The 22,651-nt window shown below is 71.7% G+C and carries 20 protein-coding genes; 11 read left to right on the top strand and 9 right to left on the bottom strand.

Features of this window, described 5'->3' with window-relative positions; translation table 11 throughout:
- Window positions 1-43: 43 nt before the first annotated feature.
- Genes AB0F81_RS24335 through AB0F81_RS24325 form a run of 3 tightly spaced genes read left to right on the top strand, consistent with a single transcriptional unit; the run spans window position 44 to window position 5,121 of the window.
- Complete coding sequence (locus AB0F81_RS24335) at window positions 44-1,186, top strand: winged helix DNA-binding domain-containing protein (RefSeq protein ID WP_360200777.1); 1,143 nt, start codon at window positions 44-46, stop codon at window positions 1,184-1,186.
- A 42-nt stretch (window positions 1,187-1,228) separates the two neighbouring features.
- Complete coding sequence (locus AB0F81_RS24330) at window positions 1,229-4,159, top strand: hypothetical protein (protein ID WP_360200776.1); 2,931 nt, start codon at window positions 1,229-1,231, stop codon at window positions 4,157-4,159.
- Entirely contained in the window at window positions 4,156-5,121 is a 966-nt protein-coding gene (locus AB0F81_RS24325; protein ID WP_360200775.1) for an ankyrin repeat domain-containing protein, read from the top strand. The genes AB0F81_RS24330 and AB0F81_RS24325 overlap by 4 nt, the downstream gene beginning before the upstream one ends.
- A gap of 4 nt (window positions 5,122-5,125) precedes the next feature.
- Here the strand turns inward: AB0F81_RS24325 and AB0F81_RS24320 are convergent, their stop codons facing one another.
- Genes AB0F81_RS24320 through AB0F81_RS24300 form a run of 5 tightly spaced genes read right to left on the bottom strand, consistent with a single transcriptional unit; the run spans window position 5,126 to window position 9,200 of the window.
- A complete protein-coding gene (locus tag AB0F81_RS24320; RefSeq protein ID WP_360200774.1) occupies window positions 5,126-5,779 on the bottom strand; it encodes a pentapeptide repeat-containing protein in 654 nt (217 codons plus the stop codon).
- A gap of 38 nt (window positions 5,780-5,817) precedes the next feature.
- Window positions 5,818-6,222 (bottom strand): universal stress protein, encoded by a 405-nt coding sequence (locus AB0F81_RS24315; protein WP_360200773.1) that lies wholly within the window; start codon window positions 6,220-6,222, stop codon window positions 5,818-5,820.
- A complete protein-coding gene (locus AB0F81_RS24310; protein ID WP_360200806.1) occupies window positions 6,219-7,718 on the bottom strand; it encodes a tripartite tricarboxylate transporter permease in 1,500 nt (499 codons plus the stop codon). Before AB0F81_RS24310 ends, AB0F81_RS24315 begins: the two co-directional genes overlap by 4 nt.
- Window positions 7,719-7,743: 25 nt before the next feature.
- Window positions 7,744-8,214 carry a tripartite tricarboxylate transporter TctB family protein gene (locus AB0F81_RS24305; RefSeq protein WP_360200772.1) on the bottom strand — a complete coding sequence of 157 codons (471 nt, stop codon included), beginning with the start codon at window positions 8,212-8,214 and terminating at the stop codon, window positions 7,744-7,746.
- Window positions 8,211-9,200, bottom strand: coding sequence for a tripartite tricarboxylate transporter substrate binding protein (locus AB0F81_RS24300; RefSeq protein ID WP_360200771.1), 990 nt, complete (start codon window positions 9,198-9,200; stop codon window positions 8,211-8,213). The genes AB0F81_RS24305 and AB0F81_RS24300 overlap by 4 nt, the downstream gene beginning before the upstream one ends.
- Window positions 9,201-9,302: 102 nt before the next feature.
- Here AB0F81_RS24300 and AB0F81_RS24295 point away from each other — a divergent pair, with 102 nt between their 5' ends.
- From AB0F81_RS24295 to AB0F81_RS24270, 6 genes are all read left to right on the top strand, one after another.
- Window positions 9,303-10,190 (top strand): LysR family transcriptional regulator, encoded by an 888-nt coding sequence (locus AB0F81_RS24295; RefSeq protein ID WP_360200770.1) that lies wholly within the window; start codon window positions 9,303-9,305, stop codon window positions 10,188-10,190.
- 72 nt (window positions 10,191-10,262) lie between these two features.
- Entirely contained in the window at window positions 10,263-11,171 is a 909-nt protein-coding gene (gene kdgD / locus AB0F81_RS24290) for a 5-dehydro-4-deoxyglucarate dehydratase (protein WP_360200805.1), read from the top strand.
- The gene (locus tag AB0F81_RS24285) at window positions 11,168-12,490 is read left to right on the top strand and encodes an enolase C-terminal domain-like protein (protein WP_360200769.1); all 1,323 of its coding nucleotides are present in this window, start codon (window positions 11,168-11,170) and stop codon (window positions 12,488-12,490) included. The genes kdgD and AB0F81_RS24285 overlap by 4 nt, the downstream gene beginning before the upstream one ends.
- A gap of 5 nt (window positions 12,491-12,495) precedes the next feature.
- Complete coding sequence (locus AB0F81_RS24280) at window positions 12,496-13,623, top strand: mandelate racemase/muconate lactonizing enzyme family protein (protein ID WP_360200768.1); 1,128 nt, start codon at window positions 12,496-12,498, stop codon at window positions 13,621-13,623.
- Complete coding sequence (locus tag AB0F81_RS24275; RefSeq protein ID WP_360200767.1) at window positions 13,620-15,296, top strand: aldehyde dehydrogenase (NADP(+)); 1,677 nt, start codon at window positions 13,620-13,622, stop codon at window positions 15,294-15,296. The genes AB0F81_RS24280 and AB0F81_RS24275 overlap by 4 nt, the downstream gene beginning before the upstream one ends.
- Before the next feature lie 6 nt (window positions 15,297-15,302).
- Complete coding sequence (locus AB0F81_RS24270; protein ID WP_360200766.1) at window positions 15,303-16,067, top strand: TSUP family transporter; 765 nt, start codon at window positions 15,303-15,305, stop codon at window positions 16,065-16,067.
- A 468-nt stretch (window positions 16,068-16,535) separates the two neighbouring features.
- Here AB0F81_RS24270 and AB0F81_RS24265 read toward each other — a convergent pair whose 3' ends face one another.
- Window positions 16,536-16,859 (bottom strand): nuclear transport factor 2 family protein, encoded by a 324-nt coding sequence (locus tag AB0F81_RS24265; RefSeq protein ID WP_360200765.1) that lies wholly within the window; start codon window positions 16,857-16,859, stop codon window positions 16,536-16,538.
- A gap of 47 nt (window positions 16,860-16,906) precedes the next feature.
- On the opposite strand from AB0F81_RS24265, the gene AB0F81_RS24260 reads away from it, so the two are divergent.
- Window positions 16,907-17,398 carry an adenylyl-sulfate kinase gene (locus AB0F81_RS24260; protein WP_360200764.1) on the top strand — a complete coding sequence of 164 codons (492 nt, stop codon included), beginning with the start codon at window positions 16,907-16,909 and terminating at the stop codon, window positions 17,396-17,398.
- 165 nt (window positions 17,399-17,563) lie between these two features.
- On the opposite strand, the gene AB0F81_RS24255 is transcribed toward AB0F81_RS24260, so the two are convergent.
- The 3 genes from AB0F81_RS24255 to AB0F81_RS24245 form a co-directional block, all read right to left on the bottom strand.
- Entirely contained in the window at window positions 17,564-18,937 is a 1,374-nt protein-coding gene (locus AB0F81_RS24255; protein ID WP_360200763.1) for a glycoside hydrolase family 6 protein, read from the bottom strand.
- A gap of 164 nt (window positions 18,938-19,101) precedes the next feature.
- Complete coding sequence (locus AB0F81_RS24250; protein WP_360200762.1) at window positions 19,102-21,297, bottom strand: BTAD domain-containing putative transcriptional regulator; 2,196 nt, start codon at window positions 21,295-21,297, stop codon at window positions 19,102-19,104.
- A 229-nt stretch (window positions 21,298-21,526) separates the two neighbouring features.
- Window positions 21,527-22,270 carry a hypothetical protein gene (locus AB0F81_RS24245; protein ID WP_360200761.1) on the bottom strand — a complete coding sequence of 248 codons (744 nt, stop codon included), beginning with the start codon at window positions 22,268-22,270 and terminating at the stop codon, window positions 21,527-21,529.
- 152 nt (window positions 22,271-22,422) lie between these two features.
- Here AB0F81_RS24245 and AB0F81_RS24240 point away from each other — a divergent pair.
- Window positions 22,423-22,651, top strand: a 229-nt coding sequence (locus AB0F81_RS24240; protein ID WP_360200760.1) for a DUF6401 family natural product biosynthesis protein, incomplete at its 3' end; no start/stop codon positions are given.

Raw genomic sequence — 22,651 nt, 5'->3', positions numbered from 1 at the left:
CGCGCGCCGGAAGATGTCGCACCCGGCCGATAGGCTCGGCCGCGTGGACGTGCCCGTCCGGTTGTCGTGGCGCGCGGTCTGCGCCCGGCGCCTGGCCCGGCATCTGCTGGCCGCGCCGGACCCGCGGGCCGGGCCGGTCGAGGCCGCCCGCGCGATGTGCGGCGCGCACGCGCAGGTGATGTCGGCTGCGGAGATCTCCGTCGCGACGCGCACGCCGGCGGCCACCCGGTCCGACATCCGCGCCGCCGTCGCCCAGCAGAAGACCCTGATCAAAACCCGAGGGGTGCGCGGCACGGTCCACCTCCTGCCCACAGCTGACCTGCCGATGTGGTCCGGGGCGCTGTCCGCGCTCCCGGTCACCCGGTTCGGGCTCACCGCAGACCAGATCGACCAGATGGTGCCCGCGATCGCCGCCATCCTCGAGGACGCCGAGATGACCGCCGACGAGCTCACCCCCGCGCTCGCCGACCGGGTCGGTGGCTGGGCGGCGGACCCGGTCATGGAAGGCTTCCAGACCACCTGGCCACGCTGGTTCGCCGCGATGGACGTGGTGATGGTCCGCGGCGCGATGTGTTTCGGCTCCGGCCGCGGCCGCAAGGTCACCTACACCAGCCCGCAACGCTGGCTGCCGGGCTTCCGCCCGGCCGCCGGCGAGGTCGCCCTGCCCTGGCTGGTCCATCACTACCTGCATGCGTACGGTCCGGCGACGGCACAGAACTTCGGCCAGTGGCTGTCCGCGCCCCGTGGCTGGGCCGAGCCGGTGTTCGCCTCGCTGCGCGACGCCCTGCGACCGGTCGAGGTGGAAGGCATCCCCGCCTGGGAGAACGCCGACGATCCGGGCACGTCGGGGGAGCGGCCCACGGGTGTGCGGCTGCTGCCGTACTTCGACGGCTACGCGGTCGGCGGCCGCCCGCGCGACCTGCTGTTCCCCGGCGCGGCCGCTGGGCGTGCACTCGCCGGCGGGCAGGCGGGCAACTATCCGGTGCTGCTGGTCGACGGTGTGGTGGCCGGCGTCTGGCACCAGCGCCGCTCCGGCCGGCGGATCGCGGTGACCGTCGAGCCGCTTGGCACGCTGTCCCGGGTGCAGCTCACCGAACTCGACGAGCAGGTGCAGCGTCTCGGGGACATCCTGGAAGGCCGCCCCGAGCTGACCCTCGGCCCGGTGACCGTCGGGCCCCACGCCTGAGCGGGATTGACTGGCCTCCATCCGCGTTGATATCCACGGCACGTGTCTCGCAGAGCCCGGGCTCGCCGGTCCCGTACCCGTACCTTCTGGTTCGTCGCCGGTTGCCTCGCAGCCGCCGGCAGCGTGCTCGTGCTCGCCCTCGGATTGCGGATGGGCGGCTTGCAGGACGCGGCCAACATCGCTCAGCTCGTGTCCGTGGGGATCGCCCTGCCACCGGCACTGGCGCTGCTGTACACCTGGTGGCGTGACGGCCGGGTCCGGTCCGTGGTCACCCCCACCGGCCTCGCCGACGCCCGTGACCTGCTGGCCCTGCACCTTGACATGCAATGGCTCGACGAATCCCGGCTGCGGGCGCTAGACGACTCGATTCCGGTGCACTGGCGGGTGAGCGCGCACGAGGAACTCGTCGACGTGCCGCGCGACCGGGCCGCCACTGAGCTGACCATCGCTTCCGCCGCCGACGTGGACAAATTGATCGGCACGGTTCGCGAACTCGGCCGCCGGCGGCTGGTGATCCTGGGCGGCGGCGGCACTGGCAAGACGACCATGGCCGCGCGGATCCTCCAGCAGCTGCTCAGGGAACGCCGGCATCGGCCGGACGAACCGGTGCCGGTGCTGCTACCGCTGGCCGGCTGGCCCGGCGACGCCTACGACGGGGACCTGCGTGACTGGATCGTCGACTGGATCACGAACGCGTACCCCGGGCTCGGCAGCGCCGGGCACGACGCCGACGTGGTCGAAGCCCTGGTAGTGCGCGGGCACGTCCTGCCGATCCTGGACGGGCTGGACGAGACGACGGCCGAGGTACGCGACGCCTTCATCCCAGCCGTGCATCGAGATCTGGGCACCGCTTCGCGGTTCGTTCTCACCTGCCGTACCGATGAGTTCGGGGAGACCGTCGGGCGGGGCGGCCGCGCTCTGACATCGGTCGTGGTCATGCGGCCCGAACCGCTCACCGCGACCGCCTCGGCGGAGTACCTGCGCGGGTGCCTCGAGGCCGGTCCGGCGCAGAAGTGGCAGGCGATCCTGGGGCGGCTCGAGGGGCCGGTGCCGCCCACCGGCGCTGCCGCGGCCCTGGCCACGGTCGTCTCCAAGCCGCTGGGCCTGTGGCTGATCCGCGCCGCCTACATCGCGCCCGGGACGGACCCGTCGCCGCTGGACGACGCCCGGTTCGCCGACCCGGCGGAACTCACCGCCCACCTCTTCGACCAGCTCGTGGCCGCCAGCATCGAGGCCCGGCCACCGGCGAACGATCCGCCGCAACCGTTCCGGCCGCGTCGACGCTACGATCCCGGGCAGGCCGAGGACTGGCTCACCTTCCTCGCGTACAACCTGAACCGGCGTGGCAGCCGCGAGTTCTACTGGGCCACCGACACGGCCGGGCTGACCCTGGCGCCCCGGTTCACCGAACCGGTCGCCGGCTTTCTCGACCGCGCCGCGCCGGTCGTGGCGAAGATGATCGACAGATACAACGGGTGGTCCTTGCGGATCCAGTTCCTCGTGCTGATCGTCCTGCCGGGGATCCTGATCGGTTCGCTGATCACGCTGGCCATCTCGTCCCTGCCGGGACTGCTCCTCGTGCTCCTGCTGGTCGCTGCCGGGGTGCTGGCAGCCCGGACCTTCGCCCTGTACGAAAAGGAATCCGAGCGCGGCGCCGCCGACTGGCAGTCGGTTCTGGACCAGCAGTGGTACCGGACCCGGCAGCTGTTCGAGCGCGTCGCACCGGGCGTGCTGTTCATGCTCGGCTACGCGGTCATGACCGGCGGCCTCACCGCCGTCGTCACCGAGCTCCTGTTGCGCAACGGCGCCGGGCCGCGGGCGGGCCTGGCCGTGGCGGCCGTCGTCGCCGTCCTGGCCGGGGCCGAATACTGGTTCTACTGGCGATTGCCACCCGGCTCCGAGCGAAAAGGCAAGCGCTGGTACGGCATCGCCCCAGGTTCCGGGATCCGAAGCGGTGTCTTCATCGGCTTCGTGATGGGTGCGATCGGTGCCGGCGGTCTCACCGTCGCACTCGACAGCACCGGCCTCACCGATTCGATCACCGCCCTCTGGTTCATTCTGGCGATCACCGTCCCGTTCAGTTGCGTGCTCTACGTGCTTGTCCGGGCGATAGCGGTGCCCGTCTGCTTCACCCTGACCGCCGGAATTCCCCTCCTGCTCGCCCGGCCTGCGGCGAGCGGCCGCGACGACTCACTCACGCTGTGGGATTCCGAGCAGCGCAAACAGGTGCTGCGCGCCTGCCGCCTCGCCGCTGTCACCGTGTTGCTGGCGGTGGCCGCCGGCGTCGTGTGCCGGATTCTGCGTGACCGGCCGGAAGTGGCCGCGCTGCACCGCGACGGTGTCGTGGCAGGGGTGACGGCACACCTGGCCCAGGTGGACCTGACCTGGCACGGCCAGTTGCGCTACGTGTTCGCCGTGGTGCTCGCCTGGCTCGTCACGATGGCGCGCCGGCGGGCGTACCGAACGCTGTTGAACTGGCTGGTCTGGTTCGCGGTCGCCGGGGTGGTGGTGTGGGTCTGGCCTGGGCAGCCGGCCGGCGACTACTTCCGCCTGCATCTCGGTGTCCGAGGCGGCGAGTTCACGTTCGACGCGACCGCGCGGCTCGCGGGCGGGGTGGCGGACGTGCGGGCGCAGCAGTCCGTCGATCTGGGAGCGGCGCTCACGAATACGCCGGTGCGTGTCATGTTCTTCATCTGGCTCTTCATGCTTGCGGTGGTCGCCGCCGACGCCTTCTTCGCCCGGATCGAGGAATTCCACTCGCGTGCCTGGTGGGTGGGCTGGCTCACCAGCCGAATGCAAGCCGCACGCGGCCGGTTGCCGCGTGACCTGGTGGTCTTTCTCGACGACGCGCACCGGCTCGGCCTGCTACGTGCCGTCGGCCCGGTCTATCAGTTCCGGCACGCCGACTTCCAGGACCATCTGGCCCGCCGGTTCACCGCGCCGACGGAACAGGCCTATCATCGACGGCCGTGACTGACGTACGGGGCTGGCCGAGGTATGGATGGAACCACTGGAAGGACCCGGAGGAGGTGCGGGCCCGGCTGGCGGCCGGAGCCGACCCGGACGCGGTGCTCGACGGTGACCTGAGGGTCCTGCACCAGGCGGCGGAGTGGGGCACCGCCGAGGCGGTCGCGGAACTGGCGGCGCGGGCCCGCGAGGTGGACGCCCTGCACGACGGGCGCTCCGCGCTGTGGATCGCTGTGCAGTCCGGCAACAACGAGGTCGCCCGCGCGCTGGCGGCGGCCGGCGCCGACCCGTGGCTGCCGATGATGGCGGGCTGGTCGCCGGGCCGGTTGAGCCTGGCCGGTCCTGCTCCGGATCTGTTTCCCGTCCCGCCCGGTCTCGCGGGCCGGCCGGTTGCGGCCCTGTCTGCGGCCGAGTCCGAGGCCGTGCGGGAGGCGAAGCGGCTGATCGAGGCGGTGGACGGCGACTACGACGACGGCTACAGCCTGTGCTGCGTCAGCGGCATCGACGCCGCCGAGGCGATCCGCCGGCTCGACGGCACGGTGATCGACTACGAGGAGCCGGAGGACCCGGACCTCGACGACGACAACCTGATCGTGGGCGTCACGGATGTGCCCGGCGGATGTGTGGTCATCCAGCGATACGGCTTCATCGCCAGCACACCCGACGTCTCCCGGCGGCTGTCGGCCGGCACGGTCTGCTACGCCATGTACGCCAACCCGAAGAGCGGCAATCAGGGCAGCATCATGCGCGACGGGGCCGTGGGCGGCTGGGACCTGCATCCCGGCGGCTTCTGGCCCGACGCGAACGCCTCTGCCGACGAGATCCTGCGCACGTTCCTGTTCCGGGGCGAGGCCGTGGCGTACTGCTGCTCCTTCGTGGGGCTGCGGCCGGCTGACGCGCGCGCGTTCATCGGCACACCCGACGTTTGGTTGGAACTCTCCCAGCGTGACTGGTGGAGCCTCACGTGATGGATCACCGGTCGCGGACGACGATGCCGAGGGTCTGGGCCAGGGCCGGCGCGGCCTCCGCGAGCTGGCCGCTGCTGATCACCGCGCCGCGCAGCGAGTCCCAGCCCTCGGCGACGTCCAGCTCACGGGCTCCGCGCAGGTCCAGCTTCTTGACGGTGCTCCGGCCGAACCGGGCCCGTCGCAACGCCGAGCCGGGGAAGCTGACGCCGATCAGCGTGGCGCCCCCGAAGTCGACCTCGGACAGGTCGCAGTCGCGGAACTCGACGTCCTGCAGCTTCGCCCCGCGCAGATTCAAGCTGTCGATCTTGCAGCCCTGCACGACGACCCGCCGCCAGGCCGCGCCGTAGGCCTGCACGCCCGCCAGGACGCCGTCCAGAATCGTGACGTTGAGCAGGCCCGACTCGGCCCAGCTGCCGCCGATCCAGCGAGACCGGGAGATCCACACATCGTCGAGCCAGACCCGCTCGAAGTTGCCGCCGGTGAACGTCACCGCGGTCATCGCACTCTCGGCGAAGCGGGCGCCGCCGGCCTGGGCGTTGTCGAGCTCGATGTCGTCCAGGTGCACCTCGGTGTGGTCGTCGCCGGGCTCCGGCTCGCCGGTGAACGGCTGCAGATACCGGGCGTACGGAAGCGAGGCAAGATCCTGAACCACTGGCATGTCGCGCACCCTAACCCGGCGGCGGGGCGGGGCCGTCGTCAGCTCGTACCGGAGTGGGGTTTGACCGCGAGGACCGGCCGGTCGGCGGTGAGCAGGATGCGCTGGGCCGTGCTGCCGAGGAAGAGCTTGCCGACCGGGCTGCGCTTGCGCAGCCCGATGACGATGACCGAGGCGTCCTCCTGGGCGGCGATGTGCAGCAGCTCGTCGGCGAGTTCGCCGGTGTGCGGGGTGGTGCGCAGGCGCAGCTCGACGCCGGCCCGTGCGGCGTGATGGGTGAGCTCGGTGAGTCGTCCCGGGTCGGCGGCCTCGACGCTGACCGGCGCGCCGCCGCGCGGTGAGTTCACCGCGAGGAGGTCCTCACCGCGGCGTTTCGCCTCCTCCAGGGCCGCGGTGAAGGCGGCCTCGCCTTCGGGGGTGGGCAGATATCCGACGAGCACGGTCATGCTGCGGGTTCCTTTTCCTCGGTCGGGGTGGTGCGGCGGCGGCGGAGCAGGGTCTGGGCGAGCGGGAACAGGGCGACCGCGATCAGCGCAGCCAGGAGGACGCCGGAGATGGGCCGGGTGAAGAAGCCGGTGGGGTCGCCGTCGAAGAGCAGCAGCGACCGGCGCAGCGAGGACTCCAGCAGGGTGCCGAGGACGAAGGCGAGGACCATCGGGCCGGGGTCGAAGCCGAGCTTCTTCATCAGGTAGCCGATGATGCCGAAGGCGATGACCAGCCCGATGTCGAAGACGCTGTTGTTGACCGTGTAGGCGCCGACCAGCGTGATCAGCACGGTGATCGGCGCGAGCACGGTGGCCCGCACCCGCAGGATGCGGACGAAGAGCCCGACCAGCGGAATGCTCATGATCAGCAACAGGATGTTGCCGATGTACATCGAGTTGACGACGCCCCAGAACAGCTCGGGGTTCTCGGTGACCAGTTGCGGGCCCGGGGTGACACCCTGGATGAGCAGGGCGCCGAAGATCACGGCCATGGTCGCGTTGGCGGGGATGCCGAGCGACAGCAGCGGGATGAACGACGAGGTGGCGGCCGCGTTGTTGGCGGTCTCCGGCGCGGCGACGCCCTCGATGGCGCCCTTGCCGAACCGTTCCGGGTGCTTGGAGCGCCGCTTCTCCAGCGCGTAAGCGGCCAGCGACGACAGCACCGCGCCGCCGCCGGGCAGGATGCCGAGCACGAAGCCGAGCACCGAGCCGCGGCCGATGGCGCCGCTCGACTGCTTGAGGTCGGCGCGGCTGGGCCAGACGTTGGTGACGGTGGCCGGGGCCTGCACCTTCCGGTGGCGCTCCTCCAGGTTGTAGAGGATCTCGCCGAGACCGAACAGGCCCATCGCGATCGGGACGAAGTCGAGGCCGTCGGCGAGGTTCAGGTTGCCGAAGGTGAAGCGCTCGGCGCTGGTGAACTCGTCGCGGCCGACGGTGGCCAGCAGCAGCCCGATCGCGGCGGCGGTGAGGGCGCGCAGCCGGCCGCCGCTGCTGATCGTGGCGACCAGCAGGATGCCGAGCAGGGCGAGCGCCGTGTACTCCGGTGGGCCGAAGTCGAGGGCGAAGTCGGCGACGAGCGGGGCGACGAAGGTGAGCGCGATGATCGCCAGGGTGCCGCCGACGAAGGAGCCGATGGCGGCGATGCCGAGGGCGGTGCCGGCTTTGCCCTGCCGGGCGAGTGCGTGCCCGTCGAAGACGGTGACCACCGACGACGCCTCACCGGGCAGGCGCAGCAGCACCGAGGTGATGGTCCCGCCGTACTGTGCGCCGTAGAAGATGCCGGCCAGCATGATGATCGCGGTGACCGGCTCGAGGCCGAACGTCACGGGCAGCAGGATGGCGATGGTGGCGGCGGGCCCGAGTCCGGGCAGGACGCCGATGAGCATGCCGATGACTACGCCGACGAGGCAGTAGAGCAGATTCGTCGGCTCGAGGACGACGGCGAAACCGTCGAGCACCGAGGACAACGGTCCTCCCGATGGATCAGAACAGGTGGGGGATGGTGACGTCGAGCGCGCCGACGAACAGGGCGTAGAAGACGACGACGATGGCGATGCTGGTGATGATCGACAGTCGCCAGGACTCGTGGCCGAGGAAGCGCAGCCAGACGAAGGCCAGCAGCAGCGTGGGGATCTCGAAGCCGATGGTCGCGATGACCGCGACATAGGCGATCATGCTGGCCACGGCGGCCACGACGAGCAGTCCACTGCGGGTGAATCGCTCCGCCTCGCCGGTGTCGCGGGCCCGGACCGCGAGGGCGAGCCCGAGGACGACCAGCGCACCACCGATGATCAGGGGCCAGGTGCCGGAGCCGGGCTCGGACGGGCTGCCCGCGCCGAGCGCGAAGGACCCGGCGATCGCCGCGCCGCCGAGGACGACCACGACGGCGGCGGCGATCAGGTTGGTGAGCGGCCCCGCGGGCGGCGGCCGCTCGTCGACCGGTTCGGTGCTCACTTGCCACCCATGTCGATGTTGTGTTTGGCGACCATGTCCTTGTACGTCTGCAGCGAGCCGTTCCACTGCTGGAGCAGGGTCGCGCCGTCCACCTCGTTGGGGGTGAGCAGCCGCTGGGTGTTGAAGTCCTTGTAGGCCTGCTCGCCGAACGACTTCTGGAACGCGGTGCGCAGCCGGTCGACGACCTCCTTCGGGGTGCCCTTCGGCGCCACGACGGCCCGGGACTGCTGGACCGGCACCTGGTAGCCGGCCTCGGTGGCGGTGGGCGTGTCCGGCATGTAGGTGGGGCGCTTCTCGGCGAACGTGACGATCGGGACCGCCTTGCCCGCCTCGATCTGCTCCTTGGCCTCGCCGAGCTGCACCGCCGCCACGTCGACCTGGCCGCCGAGGACCGCGGTCAGCGCCGGCGCCCCGCCGTTGAACGGCACCGCTGTGGCGTTCACGCCGGCCTGGGCGAAGAGCAGGCTGGAGGTGAGCTGGCTGCCGGTGCCGACGCCGGTCGTGGCGTACTTGATCGGTCGTTTCGCGGCGACGATGTCCTGGACGGTCTTGAAGCCGGTCTTCGGGTTGGCGATCAGCACGTAGTCGTCCTGCGAGATGCCGGTGACGACCTCGTAGTTGTTGATGTCGACGGCCTGGTCGGGCGCGACGGCGAGCGGCGTGATGTACGCGAGGGAACCCACGAAGACCATGATCGTGTAACCGTCGGGTTTCGCGGCGGCGAGTTCCTTGGCGGCGACCGCGCCGTTGGCTCCCGGCCGATTCTGCACAGTGATCGGCTGCTTGAGGTCGGCGCTCGCCGGGTCGGCCAGCGCCCGGCCGATGAGGTCGGTGCTGCCGCCGGCATCCTGCCCGATGAGCAGGGTGACAGCGCGTTCGGGATAGGCCGCGGCCGCCGAGCCGGAGTCGTCGGAATCAAGGTTGCCGCCACAGCCGGCCAGGGCGAGGACGGTCGCCAGGCCGAGGGCGGGGAGCTTTTTGTTCATGCGGTCTCCCGCTGTGAGGGGGGTCACTTGGTGCGGCGAGCCTATGACCCTGCTTTCATGCATGTCCAAGCCCATTACTGCATCGACTGATACCTTTTCGGTATGGCGTTCACCCTGGAGCAATTGCGTGGCTTCGTCGCCGTGGCCGAGGAGTTGCACTTCGGCCGTGCCGCAACCCGCTTGCGGATGACGCAGCCGCCGCTGAGCCGCCAGATCCAGAAGCTGGAGGCGGCCGTCGGAACGCACCTGCTGGACCGGGACAATCGGCGGGTCAGCCTGACCCCGGCCGGCGAGGCCTTCCTCGCTGACGCGCGCCGCATCCTGACGATCGCCGAGTCCGCCCCGGACCTGGCCCAGCGCGTCTCGTCCGGCTACTACGGGCTGGTCCGGCTCGCGTTCACCTCGGCCTCCACGTTCGGCATCCTCGGCCGGCTGCTCAACGAGTTGGAGCTGCGCCTGCCGGAGGTGCACATCGAGCTGTTCGAGATGGTCACCCGGGAGCAGGTAGCGGCGCTCGCCGCCAACGATCTCGACCTGGGCCTGGCCCGCCCGCCCTTCGACCCGGAGCTGTTCGAGTCCCGCCTGCTGCACCGGGAGGCCCTGCTCGTGGCCGTGCGTGACGATCACTGGCTGGCCGGTCTGGGCCGGCCGCTGGTCGCCGCCGATCTGGCCCGGGAGCCACTGATCTTCCACTCCCAGCAGAAGGCCCGGTACTTCTACGACCTGATCGTCAGCATGGTGGCGGTGGACCAGGGCAACGTGGTGCACGCCGTCAGCCAGGTGATGACCATGCTCTCGCTGGTCTCCGCCGGGCGTGGCGTGGCCTTCGTGCCCGCGTCGGCCACCCGGATCGGTGTTCCCCATGTCGCCTACCTGGAACTGCTCACGCCGATCGAGGAACCGGTCGAACTGCACCTGCTCTGGCCGCGCCAGTCGCGCAATCCAGCGCTGCCGCGGGTCCTCGCGGCTCTCGAACACATGATGCCGTGAAGGTATCAAGCAATGCTGAAACACTCTTGGACAGGCATCACCAACCGTTTCTACGGTGGCCGGGTGACCCAGATGCCCCCTGCCGACCTCGCCGCCCGGCTCGCCTCCGGGCTGCTGTCGTTCCCCGTGACCCACTTCGACGACGAGCTGAACTTCGATGAGGCCCGCTACCGCGAGCACCTGGCCTGGCAGGCGAGTTTCGGCGTCGCCGGGCTGTTCGCCGCCGGCGGCACCGGCGAGGGCTTCAGCCTGACCACCCCCGAGATCGACACCGTGGTGCGCACGGCGGTCGCCGAGGTCGGCGACCGGGTGCCGGTCGTCGCCCCGGCCACCGGCGGCACCGCCCAGGCGGTCGAGCAGGCCCGCGCCGCCGAGCAGGCCGGCGCCGCCGGGATCCTGCTGCTCCCGCCCTATCTCACCGAGGCCAGCCAGGCCGGCCTGATCGCGCACGTCGACGCGGTCTGCCGGGCCACCGGCCTCGGCGTCATCGTCTACAGCCGGGCCAACGCCGTCCTCGAGGACGTGACCGTGGCCGAGCTCGCCGACCGCAACCCCACCTTGATCGGCCTCAAGGACGGCGTCGGCGACATCGAGCGGATGACCCGCACCTACGCGAAGGTCGGCGACCGGCTGATCTACGTGGGCGGCCTGCCCACCGCCGAGACGTTCGCCCTGCCGCTGCTGCAGCTCGGGGTCAGTACCTACTCGTCGGCGCTCTACAACTTCCTGCCCGAGTTCGCGCTGCGCTTCTACGCCGCCGTCCGCGCCCAGGACCGCACCGCGGTCTACGGCATGCTCAACGACTTCGTCATTCCCTATCTCGACATTCGCGACCGCTCCCGCGGTTACGCCGTCTCCATCATCAAGGCCGGCCTCGACGCGGTCGGCCGCAACGGCGGCCGGGTGCGGCCCCCGCTGACCGAGCTCAGCGCCGACGAGCGCGCCACCCTCACCGCGCTGATCGACAAGGTCCGGTCATGACGCCCACCGTCGAGCGGGTCGAGGTCGTGCCGGTCGCCGGTCACGACAGCATGCTGCTCAACCTCAGCGGCGCGCACGGCCCGTTCTTCACCCGGACGGTCGTGGTCCTGACCGACAGCACCGGCAACGTCGGGGTGGGGGAGGTGCCCGGAGGCGACGCCATCCGCCGCACCCTCGAGACCGCCGGCGAGGCACTGATCGGCAAGCCGATCTCCCGTTACGCCTCGCTGCTGCGCAGCATCGCCGCCGCGCACGCCCACCTCGATGCCGCAGGCAGAGGACAGCAGACGTACGACCTGCGCGTCACGATCCACGCGGTGACCGCCCTGGAGTCCGCGCTCCTCGACCTGCTCGGCCAGCACCTCGGGGTGCCGGTCGCCGAGTTGCTCGGTGAGGGTCAGCAGCGCGACAGCGTCCCCATGCTGGGCTACCTGTTCTACATCGGCGACCGCTCGCGCACCGACCTGCCCTACGTCGCCGAGAAGGACCCGGCCGACGACTGGGAGCGACTGCGCCGCGAGCCGGCCCTCACCCCCGCCGCGATCGTCGCGCTGGCCGAGGCCGCCCAGGCTCGATACGGGTTCACCGACTTCAAGCTCAAGGGCGGCGTCTTCTCCGCCGAGGAGGAGATCGAGGCGGTCCGCGCTCTCGCCGCCCGCTTCCCGCAGGCCCGGATCACCCTCGACCCCAACGGCGGCTGGCTGCTCGCCGACGCCGTGCGCGTCTGCCGCGACCTGGGCGGCGTGCTGGCCTACGCGGAGGACCCGGTCGGCGCGGAAGGCGACATGTCCGGGCGCGAGACGATGGCCGAGTTCCGGCGCGCGACCGGTCTGCGCACCGCCACCAACATGATCGCCACCGACTGGCGGCAGATGGCCCACGCGGTGCGCTCGCACGCCGTCGACATCCCGCTCGCCGATCCGCACTTCTGGACCATGCGTGGCTCGGTCCGGGTCGCCCAGCTGTGCCACGACTTCGGGCTGACCTGGGGCTCGCACTCCAACAATCACTTCGACATCTCGCTGGCCATGTTCACCCACGTCGGCGCGGCCGCGCCGGGCGAGATCACGGCCCTCGACACGCACTGGATCTGGCAGGACGGCCAGCGCCTGACCCGCGACCCGCTGCGCATCCGCGACGGCCGGATCACGGTGCCGACCGCACCCGGTCTCGGCATCGAGCTCGACCGTGCGGCGCTCGCCGCCGCGCACGAGCTCTACCTCGAACACGGCCTCGGCGCGCGCGACGACACCGCCGCCATGCAATTCCTGGTTCCCGGCTGGCGCTTCGACCCCAAGCGCCCCTGTTTGGTGCGGTGATCACAGTGTCCGATCGCATTACCGAAGTCACCCTCTCCTCCGTCACCCTGCCGCTGAAGAACGCGATCAGCGACGCCAAGGTCCTCACCGGGCGGCAGCGCCCGATGACCGAGGTCGCCTTCCTGTTCGCCGAGATCCGGACCGAGCAGGGCCACGAGGGCGTCGGGTTCAGCTACAGCAAGCGCGCCGGCGGCCCGGCCCAGTTCGCGCACGCCCGTGAGGTCGCCCCGGAACTCATCGGCGAGGACCCCAGCGACATCGCCCGGCTCTGGACCAAGCTCGTCTGGGCCGGCGCGTCCGTCGGGCGCAGCGGCGCCGGCACGCAAGCCATCGCCGCGATCGACGTCGCGCTCTGGGACCTGAAGGCGAAACGGGCCGGGCTGCCCCTGGCGAAACTGCTCGGCGCCCACCGCGACGCGGTCCGCTGCTACGACACCTCCGGCGGTTTCCTGCACGAGCCGATCGAGCAGATCACCGCGAACGCCACCGCCTCCCTGGAAGCGGGCATCGGCGGTATCAAGATCAAGGTGGGCCATCCGTCAGCCGCGGTCGACCTGGCCCGGGTGCGGGCCGTCCGCGAGCACATCGGCGACGAGGTGCCGCTCATGGTCGACGCCAACCAGCAGTGGGACCGCCCCACCGCGCAGCGGGTCGGGCGGGCACTGGAGGAGTTCGGCCTGGTCTGGATCGAGGAGCCGCTCGACGCGTACGACGCGGAGGGTCACGCGGCGTTGGCCCGCAGCCTGGACACGGCGATCGCGTCGGGGGAGATGCTCACCAGCGTCGCCGAGCACTGCCGGCTGATCGACAACGACGCGGTCGACATCATCCAGCCGGACGCGCCGCGTATCGGCGGGATCACCCAGTTCCTGCGCCTGGCCACGCTCGCCGAGCACCGCAACCTGATCCTCGCGCCGCACTTCGCCATGGAGATCCACGTGCACCTGGCGGCGGCGTACCCGCACGAGCCGTGGGTGGAGCACTTCGACTGGCTGCATCCGCTCTTCAACGAGAGGCTGGAGATCCGTGACGGGCGCATCCACCTCTCGTCCCGGCCCGGTCTCGGGGTGACCCTCAGCGACCGGGTTCGCGAATGGACCGTCGACCGCGCCGACATCGGAGGCTCACAGTGACCGGAGTTCCCAGCATCGACCCGCGCAGCGGCGAGACCGTCGAGATCGTGGCGCAGGAGACCACCACCGCTGAGGTGGACCAGCTCTGCCAGGCCGCCCTCACCGCCGCCGCACCTCTCGAAGACCTCGGCCGCGACGGCCGGGCCGCCCTGCTCATTTCCCTGGCTGACGCCCTGGAGGACGCCCGCGAGCAGGTCGTGGCGATCGCCGACCGAGAGACCGGCCTCGGCGCCACCCGGCTCAACGGTGAGCTCACCCGGACCACCTATCAGCTGCGGCTCTTCGCCTCGGTGCTGACCGACGGCGGCTATCTGGAAGCCACCGTCGACCACGCCGGCGACACCCCGATGGGCCCACGGCCGGACCTGCGGCGGATGCTCGTGCCGATCGGCCCGGTCGCCGTCTTCGGCGCGAGCAACTTCCCGCTCGCCTTCTCCGTCCCCGGCGGCGACACCGCCTCCGCGCTCGCCGCCGGCTGCCCCGTCGTGGTCAAGGCCCACGGCTCACACCCGGCCACCTCGCAGCTGGTCTTCGACGTGCTCGTGGAAGCCGCCCGCAAGGCCGGCGCCCCCGACGGCACGCTCGGCATCGTCCACGGCCAGCAGGCCGGCGCCGACCTCGTCGCCCACCCCGCGATCCGCGCCGTCGGCTTCACCGGCTCCACCGCCGGCGCCCGCGCCCTCCTCACGATCATCGAGCAGCGCCCCGACCCGATCCCGTTCTTCGGCGAACTGAGCAGCCTCAACCCGGTGGTCGTCACACCCGCCGCGGCCGCCCAGCGCGCAGCCCAGATCGGCGCTGACTTCGCCGCGTCGTTCACCCTCGGCGCCGGCCAGTTCTGCACCAAGCCCGGCCTCGCCTTCGTCCCCACCGGCCCCGACGGCGACGCCCTGGTCGAGGCCGCCCAGCGGGCCATCAGCGCGGCCGAGCCGATGGTCCTGCTCAACGCAGGTATCGCCGCCTCCTACCAGCGCGGCACCGCCACCCTGAGCGGCACCCCCGGTCTGACCCCCACTGCCTCCGCCGGTCAGTCCGCCCCGACCGGCCCGCCCGCCTCGGCCGATCTGCCAGCGTCGGTTGGTCAGGCTGCCGCCCGCAGCGCGAGCGGCGGGTCGGCACCGGGTGAGGCGGTGAGCGCCGGTAGCAATGTCCAGGCTGTCTCGGCAGGTGAGCCGGCGCCGGGAGCGCTCGCTGGTGGTGGAACCGGCTATTTCGGCACGCCGACGCTGCTCACCGCAACCGCTGCCGACCTGCCTCGCGAAGCCACTGAGGAATGCTTCGGCCCGGTTGCCGTCATCGCACGTTATGACGGCGAAGCGGATCTGTTCGCCGCCCTCGCCACTCTGCCGTCGTCGCTTACCGCGACCGTGCAGCGCGGCCCGGGCGAGACCGCGCTTCCTTCCGAGCTCACCCGACGGCTGCGTCCACATGCCGGCCGGATCATCTACGACGGCTACCCGACCGGCGTAGCCGTCTCCTGGGCCCAGCATCACGGCGGTCCGTGGCCGGCGACCAACACCCAGCACACCTCGGTCGGCACCTCCGCGATCCGCCGCTTCCTGCGCCCGGTGACCTGGCAGAACGCCCCCGCCGACCTGCTGCCCGAAGAGCTGCGTGACGAATTCGACAGCATCCCGCGCCGCGTCGACGGCCGGTTCCGTCCGATACCGTGACACCGCGTGGATGCTGATCACGCCGTCCTGCTCGTCCTCGGTGGCGTCGGCTCCGGCCTGACCGGTTCCATGGCCGGGCTCGCCTCCCTCGTCAGCTACCCGGTCCTGCTCGCCGTCGGCATCCCGCCCGTGGCCGCGAACGTGACCAACACCGTGGCGCTACTCTCCAGCGCGGCGGGAGCCGCCGCCGGCTCCCGCCGCGAGCTCCGCGGCCAGGGCCACCGCATCCTGCGCCAGGGCGCGCTGGCCGCCGCGGGCGGCATCGCCGGGGCGGTCCTGCTGATGAGCACCCCCTCCTCCGCATTCGAACGTGTCGTCCCCTGGCTGATCGCCCTGTCCGCGCTGGCGCTACTGCTGCGCGAACCGCTACGAGCCTGGTACGCCAAACCCGGATTCCGCCCACCCTTGAGCCTGGCCGTCTTCCTGATCGCCATCTACGGCGGCTACTTCGGAGCCGCCGCCGGCGTGCTCCTGCTGGCCGCCATGTCCCTGGCCGCCGTCGAACCGCTGGCCGTGACCAACGCCGTGAAAAGCGTCGTCCTGGGCGCCGCCAATCTCGCCGCAGCGATCCTCTACGCCTTGATCGCCCCGGTGAACTGGACCGCAGCGGCCCTCTTGGCCGCCGGCTGCCTGCTCGGCAGCTGGCTCGGCCCAGCCGTCGTCCGCCGAACCCCGGAACGCCCACTGCGCGTGGCGATCGCGCTGGCCGCCCTCTCCCTGGCTGTCTACCTCTGGCAGGACAGCGGCAGCCCACACCCACCCGGCGCCTGACCCGCACCTACGCGACGCCCAGCTCGCGCTCCAGCGACACATGCGAGCGGCCCGCTCCCGGTGGCGCGGTCTGTTCTTGTAGACGTGAAGCTCACGCCTCGGCTAGCGCCTGCTAGCCGCGTGCCGCGTGCCGCGTGCCGCGTGCCGTGTGCCGCGTGCCGTGTGCCGCGTGCCGTGTGCCGCGTGCCGCGTGCCGCGTGCCGCGTGCCGCGTGCCGCGTGAAAGGCTCGCACGTCCCATAACCGCGCGCCGTCTTGAAGGCGCGCACGTCCCATGGTCTGCGGGCCGTTTCGCGGGCTCGCATGTCCTGCGGTCCGCGGGCCGTTTCGCGGGCTCGCACGTCTTGCGGTCCGCGGCCGCTTCGCAGGCCCGCACGTCCCATGGCCCGCGCTCGCAAGCCGCGAGAGCTCACCCGTGTGCACCTGGCTCGCGCTGACGCGCCGGGCGGACCGGAACCGAGCAGGCCGGTCAGTCGAAGCGGACGGTGAGCCGGTCGACCTGCGCAGCTCGGTGGTGAAGCGTCAACGTGCCGGTGCCGCCGCGGGACCACTCGAAGGTGACCAGGTCGGTGTCGCCGTCGGAGCGGATGTCGATTATCTGGATGGCGTCGTTCGGTGGGTCGGCGGCGTAGGCATCGGCGATGGCCTCGCGGCCACGGAACGGCCCGACCGGCGGGCCGATGAAGGTCATGACTGCGCGGGGATGCAGGGCGGCGATGAACGCCGACCAATCCCCGCTGGTCACCGCCGCGTTGAAGCGCTCCACGTGGGCGCGCGCTGCTGCCTCCGTCATGGCGGTCACCGTACGCGCGGGGTATGACATTCACTGTGGCGCGAGCATTGCTGATCACCGGCACGGTTGGGGCGGGGAAGACGTCGGTTGCGGAAGCGGTCGGGGATCTGCTGAGCGGGCAGGGGACGCCGCATGCGGTGATCGATCTGGACTGGCTGCGCCGTTGCTGGCCGGCGCCGGCCGGTGACCCCTTCAACAACGCGATCACGTTGCGGAACCTACGGGCGGTCGGCGCGAACTTCGTCGCGGCCGGCGCGCGGCGCCTGGTCCTGGCCGGAGTGATCGAGAGCAGAGCGGAACGGGACGCCCACCAGGAGGTACTGGGCGTCCCGCTCGTGGTCTGCCGCCTGCACGTCGATCTGTCTGTGGTTCGTGATCGTCTACGGCGGCGTAACCCTTCCGAGCCGTGGTTCCTCGACCGGGCAGCGGCGCTCGATCAGATCCTGCGCCGGGAGAAAGTCGAGGACACGGTGATCGACGCCTCGACCGGGTCAGTGTCAGAGGTGGCCACGGCTGTGTGCGAGGCGATCGGCTGGTAGCGACCGGGCGCGGGCTGAACCCGCGCCCGGCCACTGCGTATGGCTGCTGCGCCGGACCTCGGGCCCGGCTGCTGCGACCGCCGACCCGCTATGAGCCAGCCCGGACGATCTGGTTCGGCGCGGATCGAAACTACCTGCCCACGGCTGCGGTGCCCGGGCTCGATATCACGGGCGGGCGCAGGTCAGCGTCGGCGTTCCGGCGCTGCCGGAACCGATGAAGCCGAACGTCGTGGTGCCGTCCGCCGGGAGGGTGCCGTTCCAGGCCGCGTTGCGTACGGTCACGGTTGATCCTGACGTGGTGAGCGTGCCGCCCCAGACCTGGTTGATGGACTGGCCGGAGCCGAGCGTCCACGAGACGGCCCACCCGGCGGTGTTGCTGCCGCCGGCCTTCACGGTCACCTCACCCTGGAAACCGCCCTGCCACGAGCTGGTGGTGCGGTAGGTCGCGGCGCAGTAGCCGCCCACCACCGGGCCTGACGGGGACGGGGACGAGGACGGTGAGGAAGACGGGGAGGAGGAAGGGGACGACGAGGGCGACGAGGGCGGCGCGGAGGACGGCGGGTTGGTGGCCGAGCTGGCGAGGCTGTAGGCCAGGTCCGGCTGGAAGGAGCCGGCCGTGTACCGGCAGCCGTCGGCCTCGCCGGGGGGCTTCACCCACAGCAGACCGTCGATGTTGGCGTCGCCGGTGTTGACCGTCGGGTACTGGCCGATGCGCCGGTCCGTGTTGTCGTCACCGCACCAGTCGCCGCTGGCGCCGCCGTTGCGGCTGGTGTCGATGATCTGCCGCTTGCCGGTGACGCCCTGGCTGTTGAGCGCGTTGATGATCGAGCGGCCGAAGCTGCTTTCGGCCGAGGTGGAGTTGTAGTTGGAGACGTTGCTGTAGAAGCCGTCGGCGTCGGCGATGCCGGCCGCCACCAGACGGGAGGCCTGTTCGGAGGCGCTGTTCCACGTGGAGTGGCCGGCGTCCAGATAGACCTTGGCGTTGGGGTTGGCGGCCTTCAGCGTCTGCGTGGCGGTTCGCAGCGCCTGGTTGCGGGCCGCGATCTCGCTGCTGTTCAAGCAGGTCAGCAGGGCGATCGAGTCGGGTTCCATGAGCAGGATGACGGTACGGCTGCCGAGCGACTGGGCGATCCGGCTGATCCACTGCTGGTACTGGTTCAGGTCGGGCGCGCCGCCGGAGCTGGCGCCGCCGCAGTCGCGGTTGGTGATGCCGTAAACGGTCAGCGCCGGGATCTGGCCTGCGGCGTTGGCGGCGCCGACATAGGTGGAGACCTCGCTGCCGACGGTGGAGAGGTTGAACGACGAGAGCCAGCGCGAGGCCGGCTGGCTGGCGATCCGGTCGCGGATCACCGCGGCGCGCGAGTCGTTCGGGTTGGACTGCAGCCAGCGGGCTACCGGGGTGTCGGGGTCACGGTAGAGGGTTCCGGAGATGGTGCCGGCGGAGGCGGAGCCGGCCGCGAACCAGATGCCGGCGGCGGCCACAGTGGCGCAGGCCGCTGTGGCCGCCAAGGCTTTGATCGGGGAACGGGTAGGGGACATGGGCTTCTCCTGGGGACGGGGTGAACCGAGCACGGGACGGGGTGGGCCCAGCCCGGGACGGGGCAAGCCGAGCGCGGGACGGGAGGCTACTGTTGGGAGCGCTCCCAGAAGAAGTTAATCGCATCGATGTCTGAGGGCAACTTTTCCGAAACTATCGGCCGGGCTCAGACCACGTGCCCGCGGACAACCAGGGCGGCGTGGCGGCTCGCGCGGCCCGACCAGTACACGTGGCCGGCCTGGGCGTACAGATCGGCGGCGGCCTGGAAGTGGCGGCCGGCGGCTTCGGAGGAGCCGCCTGCGAGGGCGGCGCTGCCGGCGGCGGACTCGGCCATGGCTTGCCAGGCGGCACCCTTGAGGTCGGCGGCGATCATGGCGGCCGAGGTGGCATGGGCGTGGGCCTGGTCGGCGTCGCCGAGCGCGGCGTACGCCTCGGCAGCCATGGGGTGCAGCAGCGCGCCGCAGGACGGGCAGTCGCCGTGCCGGGCGGCGGCGGCCGCGGCGGCGCGAACCGAACGGACGGCGATCTCCGGCTCGCCGAGTTCGAGGCGAGCGAACGCCGCGGTGGCGTGGATCCGGGTCCACAGGTGCCGAGGCGCCGGGGACGCGGCGGCGATTGCCGACGCCCGCCGAAGAGCCGGGCCGACCTCGTCGAAGCGGCGCCGGCAGACAGCTAGTTCGGCCAGCCGCTGCCAGGGCACCGCACCCGAAGTCGTGCCGAGAGCAGCACGGCGAGCAGAGCCGGATGCGCCGCCCTGGGCGGGCGAAGCCGAGGGAGCAAGGCCGGTTGCGCTGCCCTGCGGTGGGTGCCCAGGCGAAGGCGAGAAAGCGGAGCCGGCCGCGCAGCCCTGCGCGGGCGAACCAGAGTAGGCAGAGCCGGAAACGTCACCCTGGACGGACGAACCCGAGCCCACGCCCCCTGCCCCCTCCTCCCAGGGAGCGCCCCCACCCACAGTGCTCGACGCACCCTCCCCACAACTGAGCACGTCGTGCTGGACAGTGCTCTGCACCAGCGCCTGCTCCGCCTCCTCGAACCGCCCCCGCAACAACAGCGACTCCCCGAGCAGACACCACGCGAAGGCCTGCCCCCGCACCACCCCGCCCTCCACTGCCCGGGCAAGAACCCCACGCGCGAACTCCTCGACATCCCCGGCATGCAGCTCCCGCAGACCGACGCACTGATGACGGTCGAACGCGCCGACGAACACCGCACTGTCGATCCCGGCCCGCCCCAGGTCGCTCTCCAGGGCACCGCGCCAGCCGCCGCGCAGATACGCCAGATGCACCAGCGTCTCCTCCGCCGCAGCCTGGTCGGCGGCGGTGCCGTACATGGCGGTGTGCGCCCGGGCGACCTCGGCGAGCGCCAGCGCGGTGTCGACCTCGCCCCGGGCGGTCGCCTGTGCCGCGCGCAGGACCAGGATGCGGGCCTGCTCGGCCGGGTCGGTGGTCAGTTCCTCGGCCAGGTGCAGGTGGCGCTCGGCCCGCTCCCCGTCATGGCCGGCCAGGTGGGCGGCGGCGGTCGCACGATGCCGCCGGGCCACCTCGGGCGCGGGGGCGGGCAGGTCCAGACCGGACTGGTACGCCGCAATGGCGTGCACCGTGTCCCCGGCCGCCAGCCGCTGATCGCCGACGTCTTCCCAGAGGGCCGCCGACAAGCGCGGATGCTGCCGGGCGCGCAGGTCGGCATGCAGATCCCGAACCTCGTCCGCGGGCGCCGGCATCGCACGATAGGCCTGCACCGCGTCATCGCGGCGCCCGGCCAGGGTGAGCACCCGCAGCAGGCGCACCTGCGCCGCGGCCGACCGCGGTTCCGCGATCAGGTGCGACCTGGCCACGCGGGCCGCCTCGTCAAGGCGGCCCGCGGCTTCCAGCAGGCCGGCGAACTCCTCCAGCACGGCGATGTGGTCACGCTGGAGGTCGGCCCGGTGCGGCTCCAGCCATTCGTCGGCGTCGTCCGGGAGCAGGGCGCCCCGGTAGAGCGCGAGCGCTTCGGCGTACGCATCAGGGTTGCGCGCCCGGCGTGCCCGCGCGACGGCCGACCGGTAGGCGACGACGTCAATCCAGACGCGATCGGCCGGCAGGCCGATCATGTCGCCGACCGATTCCACCGGGACCACGTCGTAACGCCCCGCATACGTCCGGCGGACCAGCTGGACGGTCTTGCGCAGGTTGGCCGCCGCCGCTTTCGGGGTGACGCCGGGCCACAGCGTGGCGGCGAGCAGATCCCGCCGGATCCGGTGGCGCGGGGCGAGGCAGAGGAGCTTGACCAGCGAGGCGGTCCGGCGGCGGGCCCACGTCTCGTCGGGGACGACGGTCTCGCCGAATGTCACCCGGAACCGGCCCAGCAGCTCCAGCCGAACCACTTCGACCTCCCCGGCGGTCTCGTGCGAACGGGCGCGGCGCGCCGCACCTCACGATGCCAGCCGCGCTGCCCGCGACGACTGTCGGAATAGGGACAGCCGTCTATCGCAACCCTTTCGTCACTTCCGCGAACGAGCCGGGCACACGCTTCGGGAAGCCACAGCTTGCACGTCGCGGTGGTCCGCCGCGCCGTCCCGCTCCGGCAGACCTGATCTCGATCTCTGACCTCGGTCAGCCGGTGGCCCGCAGCCGGGAGGCGGCAGCCGCCAGTTTCTCGGCCGTGGCCGGGCTGATCCGGGAGCCGCCGGCCAGCAGCAGTTTGTCCAGGTCCTTGCAGCCGCTGACCAGGCAGTCCTTCGGCAGGCCGTGCACGCTGATCACGCCGCTGCCGTCGAAGGCCACCACCGGGTCGACGCGGACCGTCTGGCCGGCCGCGGCGGAGAGCACCTGGCTCGCCTGGCGGGCGGTCCGGCGGGCCTCCGGCAGGTACGGCGGGCGCTTGTTGTCCACCTGCACGATGTCGCCGGACAGTGCCACCCGGTGCCAGCCGTGGTCGACGATCAGCACCGCGTAGACGCCGCCGGGGCCGAAGGCCAGGAACCGTTCCCGCACGTCGTACTCGGTGCCGGCCCAGGCGAAACCGGGCAGCGGCCAGTCGACCAGATGCCATGCCGGGCCGAGCCGCAGGTGCATCGCGGCGGCGGCGTGCTTGCGGCGGGCGGCCCGCTCGGCGCGGCGGCGGCGCGCCCACTCCGCCGGCGTCGGCCGCAGCGCCGGCATCCGCTCGGTCGCGGCCTCCGCGGCGCTGCGCACCTTGTGCACCGGCGGCCCGGCTTTGCCGTGGTAGCCGACCTCACGCAGCAGTTCGCGCAGCTCCTCGGCGGCGTGCACGGCCTCGGCGGCGGGGTCGTTCGCGAGCCGGTTCAGCAGTTGCGCCACGCGGCGGTTGGTCTTGCCGTCGAGCTCGTCCGTCATCCTGTCACCTCCAGCCTCCCATGTAACCGCAGCGGGGCCACCGCACTCGCGGACCCCCGGTACGGGTGATGCGGGCGCTGCCCGGTGGCGCTTGGGGTGCCGTTCGGTTTCCGGGGTGTTCAAGCAGGTCATGGCACTTTAGGTTTCTCGGCATGACGAACGAGAACCTCGCTTACGCCCCGGTCGCCGCTGCTCCGGCCGGTGTTCACCTCGACGAGATGATGGCGCGGGTGGGTGTCGACGGCCTGGCCGCCGCGTTCGCCGAGCCCGCCCTGCTGGCCCGCATCGACCAGCACGCCGCGGCGGTCCGGGAGTCGCTGCGCGGCGCCGGCCGGGCGGTCGACGCCGCCGGCCTGACCGCGTTCGCCCGGTCGGTCACCG

This window comes from Actinoplanes sp. NPDC024001 (assembly GCF_040638955.1).
Classification (GTDB): domain Bacteria; phylum Actinomycetota; class Actinomycetes; order Mycobacteriales; family Micromonosporaceae; genus Actinoplanes.
The sequence above is the reverse complement of the archived record's forward strand: the minus strand, read 5'-3'. Positions and strand labels throughout refer to the sequence as shown.